At 48.2% G+C, this 4,340-nt stretch carries 4 protein-coding genes; all 4 read right to left on the reverse strand.

Translation table 11 applies throughout. From position 1 onward, the window contains the following. Positions 1 to 144 precede the first annotated feature (144 nt). Positions 145 to 1,527: a mannosyltransferase gene (locus tag WBV75_RS00895; RefSeq protein ID WP_424118782.1), complete on the reverse strand. Its 1,383-nt coding sequence runs from the start codon at positions 1,525 to 1,527 to the stop codon at positions 145 to 147. 150 nt (positions 1,528 to 1,677) lie between these two features. Beyond that, positions 1,678 to 3,162 (reverse strand): cellulose synthase family protein, encoded by a 1,485-nt coding sequence (locus tag WBV75_RS00900; protein WP_424118783.1) that lies wholly within the window; start codon positions 3,160 to 3,162, stop codon positions 1,678 to 1,680. Positions 3,163 to 3,165: 3 nt separating this feature from the next. Further along, entirely contained in the window at positions 3,166 to 3,855 is a 690-nt protein-coding gene (locus WBV75_RS00905) for a glycosyltransferase family 2 protein (protein WP_424118784.1), read from the reverse strand. A 33-nt stretch (positions 3,856 to 3,888) separates the two neighbouring features. Beyond that, on the reverse strand, positions 3,889 to 4,340 hold a 452-nt coding region (locus WBV75_RS00910), incomplete at its 5' end, for a 4Fe-4S binding protein (RefSeq protein WP_424118785.1).

Here is a 4,340-nt window from a genome sequence, read left to right on the forward strand (position 1 = left end):
GAATTGGACTCACCTAATTCCATAACAGAGAGACACCCTTACGGGCGGAGGCGGAGGCGCCGCAACATTCCCGGGTAAAGCCCGGTCAGATTCAATGAAAAAGGAGACTGGTAGATCATCTTATCCCAAATGTACAAATATTATTTAATCGGCAGGGGTTCTCACCTGGTTTTTGGCAATAGCCGAGAGATTGCGTTTATTTCTGATGATTTCATAAATAAGAAATCCAAAGACCGCGGTATACTCAACAACTAAAACCCAGGGCCTTTCTTCCACCCCTTCCACCCCATAGGCCATATAACTCAGCACAATGGTCGCCGACCAGAGGTACATAAACCTAAAATTTGTAAAGGTGCTGAGCAGGAGGGGAAAAATAATATACCAGGGGTGTACGGTAGTCGCTAAAAAATAATACACGCAAATGACCAGCAGGGCGGCGCCGAACCAGTATTTTGAAAGCCTGACGATGGGGTGGGTGCAGACGATCAGTGTGGTTGCTGCGGTAATAACCGGGATGATTGCCCCGTATTGTTTAATAAATTCCCATGGTTTTGCTCCCTGGCTTACAGCCACCAATTCGGTCAGGTTGTATATACTCGCATTGAACTCGAAATTGGAAAACCACAAACGCAATGTCTGGCTGTAGTGGTCCGAAAATTCAGGAAAATAGAGGGGATATAGCATTACCCCAAGCACAAGGGCCACACCCATATAGAATCCCGATACTTTTTTCCATCCGAGTAAGGGCAGTAAAAGAGGCAAAAAAAGCAAGGGAATCAGTTTGATGCCTATCGAAAACGCATAGGGAATCACTGCCAGGAACCACTTCCCGGAGACGATCAGAAACATGGCCAGGACAAAGAAAAACAACATGACGCCTTCAAAATGGAGGTTGCCCGTGAGCTCTATAATCACCAAAGGGTTCAGGAAGTACCAGAAAATCAGGTGGGGTGCCCGATTGATTTTTTTCAGGATGCGCCTGCCGAAGTACACGATCCCAAGATCGGCCAGCACAATCAGTACGCGCATACTGATTACGGACCCGAGGATGGTCTGTCCACCCAGATAGGCACACAGCGCAAAGAAATACTGGTTGACTGGCGGATAATTGCTGTAATGGGCACCGCTGAGACTTCCCATGCCCTGGTAGAGTTCAGATGCGGCCGGGAATGCAGGTCCGCCCCGGGTCATCCATTCATCCGGAGTCAGCAGATACGGATTCAGGCCTTCCAGGATGAGGTTGCCATCCCAGATAAACCGATAAAAATCCTGGGAGAGGTTGGGGAGGGCAAAAAGTAAAACGGCACGAAAGATCAATCCACTGCCGACCATAAACCGCAGGTTCCACTTTTCAAACTGAATCAGTTTGTAGGATAGGAAAAACAGGGCCGCAAAAAGCGTAACGAGGCGTATGGAATCCGACCGGTTGAGTTCATACCCAAAGACGCCATAAAAAACAAGGCCCACCATGACCAGTAAAATGGAAATGCGGTGAAGGTTCCAGAAGGTAATCAGGGCCCGGATCATGGAGTTCGGTTAGCTCCTGCAAGAAAAAGAAAAATAACGGTTTATTAAAGCCCGGATTTTCTAACCCTGAATTTGAAGTTTCACCGGATAATAAGGGTTTCCTTTTATTTGGCGGCTTTCTCAGACCTGGGCCTGTGGCCCTGAATCGGATTAAACTTTGGAAGTGACGGATTTTAAAAATACAAATCCGAAGCCCAGGAAAAGCATAAAGTGAAATGGAAACAGCCCGAAATCATTCAATGGAATGGCGCTGTACATCCCGAAGAGGAAATACAACATCAGTCCAAACTCCAAAATGGTATTGGGTGAAACCTTCTTGACCAGGTATTTATTCCCCTTCCAACTGTCTTTAAGACTGTTGATATTGAACTTAGGGGTGCGCACAAATTCAGAACGCTTGCCCATATGCCCCTCGAGGACGGCTACTGTATTGTGTAAAGAGAAGCCAAGCGCAACCGAAAAGAAGGTAAAAAACAGTTTAATATACGATACAAAATTGTCCAGCCCGCTGCCCTGAATGCTTTTGTAGGTAAACCAGTAGCAAATAAAAAGGATGATAGTGCTGACGATAAAGAAACTGGTGAGTTCAAAAACCAAAGCGAGGTGTCCGAAGGAGTTTTTGATGTACAGCATGGGTATGCTGAGGATAGCGACCAGAAATACACAGAGGAACATGGAACTGTTCAGCAAGTGCATCACCCCGTGAAATTTGGTCTTAAAGGGGATGTTCTTGGCCCGTAATACACTCCAAACGGTTTTGCGGAAGTTCTCGGCTCCCCCTTTGTTCCAACGGAATTGCTGGGAACGGGCAGCACTGATAACTACAGGCAGCTCTGCAGGAGTTTCCACGTCCTCGAGGTATTTGAATTTCCAATTTTTAAGTTGTGCCCTGTAGCTGAGGTCGAGGTCTTCGGTCAGGGTATCCCCTTCCCAGTTGCCGGCGTCGAGAATACACTCTTTTCTCCAGATCCCGGCCGTGCCGTTAAAGTTGATAAAGTGCCCTTTGGCATTCCGACCTACCTGCTCCAGGGTAAAGTGGGCATCGAGGGCGAAAGCCTGTATGCGGGTGAGGGTGGAATAATCCCGGTTGATATGCCCCCAACGGGTTTGGACTACCCCGATCTCTGTGTCCTTAAAGTAAGGAACTGTCTTTTTAAGCCAATCGGCATCAGGCAGAAAGTCCGCATCAAAGATGGCGATGAACTCGCCCTTGGCGATCTTAAGGCCTTCTTTGAGTGCCCCTGCTTTATAGCCTTCCCGATTTGTCCTGCAAATATGGTGAATGTCCAGGCCGGTCTTCGCCAGGTCTGCGATTCTTGCCGCGGTTTCCTGTACGGAGTCGTCCGTAGAATCGTCGAGCACCTGAATTTCCAGTTTGCTCTTGGGGTATTCAAGCAGGGCGATATTGGCCAGCAGCCGCTCTATGACGTATTGTTCGTTGTAAATAGGAAGCTGCACGGTGACGTGTGGAATTTCCCGGGGATCCATCAGGTTGAATTTCGGTGCCTCCTTCTGGTTTCTCCTCTGCCCGAGGTAGTTGACGAGCAAATTGAGCTGCGCCAGGCTATACATAAAGATGAGCAGGAGCGACAGGGTATAAATCCCGATAATGATGTAAGCAATGGTTATTCCCATGTTTTATTTTAAACTATATTTAAAAATCCAGCCCAGGATTTTAACGCCCGCAAAGATACTACCTTTTACTGTGCCGGAGACCTTTGAGACCCCAATTCTTTTTCGGTAACGCACTGGGACTTCAGTATATGCAAGCTTTTTCTTCAAAGCTTTAAGCTGCATTTCGACCGTCCAGCCGTAGGTTTTATCCTCCATTTCAAGGGACTCCAAAGCGTCAAACCGGATGGCTCTGAAAGGCCCAAGATCGGTATACCGGGCTCCGAAAAGGATTTTCATCAGGGTCGTGGCCAGGGCGTTTCCAAATACCTGTTGAGGGGTCATCGAGCCCTCTTCCCGGAGGTCTTTGACCCGGGCCCCTATGACCATATCTTTGCCTCCCTCCAAAATCGGGGCAACTACGGCGGGTAGTTCCTCAGGGTAATCTGAATAGTCACCATCCATAAATACGATAATATCAGGCCTCCTGGATCTTTTGCTCAGGTAATCAATGCCTTTCAGGCAGGCGTACCCATAGCCTTTCCGGGGTTCGTGAAGTACAGTAGCCCCGCCCGCTTTAGCTTTTTCAGCGGTGCCATCGGTGGAATTGTTATCCACGACTACAGTTTCCAGAACCATTGACGGAATGTCGGCCAGGACACTTCCGATGGATTTTTCTTCATTATACGCTGGGATGATTAGGGCAATCTGTTGCATTGAGATTCTGGAAGGTTTAAATACAGGTGGGATTCAATAGGCTGTATCTGAATTTTGATTGGCCAGTTCCATCAGGTTGACGTCATTACCCAACAGGACTTCCCTGGGGTTAATCCTTCCCTTAAGGGGTCCGTTTTCCAGCTTTAACACGCCTCTCGGGCAGACGGCTGAACAAATTCCACAACCCACACAGCTCGCCCGTACAATGTTTGCTCCTTTCTGTGCATAAGCGCGTACATCAATACCCATTTCACAATACGTGGAGCAATTTCCGCAGGAAATGCACTGCCCGCCGTTAGTAGTTATACGGAAGCGGGAGAAGAGCCGTTGTTGCAGGCCGAGTATTGCCGCCATAGGACAGCCAAACCGGCACCACACCCGGTTCCCGAAAATAGGGTAGAAGCCCGTCCCGATGACCCCGGAAAAAATACTGCCAATCAGAAAACTATAGGTCTTCCGCAGGCTTTCTGAGGAGAAGATAAAGA

It is taken from the genome of Robiginitalea sp., from assembly GCF_049588695.1.
Classification (GTDB): Bacteria; Bacteroidota; Bacteroidia; order Flavobacteriales; family Flavobacteriaceae; genus Robiginitalea.

Coding starts and splice junctions, on each gene's coding strand:
- WBV75_RS00900 (WP_424118783.1), bottom strand. CDS start 3,162: ATGGGAATAACCATTGCTTACATCATTATCGGGATTTATACCCTGTCG.
- WBV75_RS00895 (WP_424118782.1), bottom strand. CDS start 1,527: ATGATCCGGGCCCTGATTACCTTCTGGAACCTTCACCGCATTTCCATT.
- WBV75_RS00905 (WP_424118784.1), bottom strand. CDS start 3,855: ATGCAACAGATTGCCCTAATCATCCCAGCGTATAATGAAGAAAAATCC.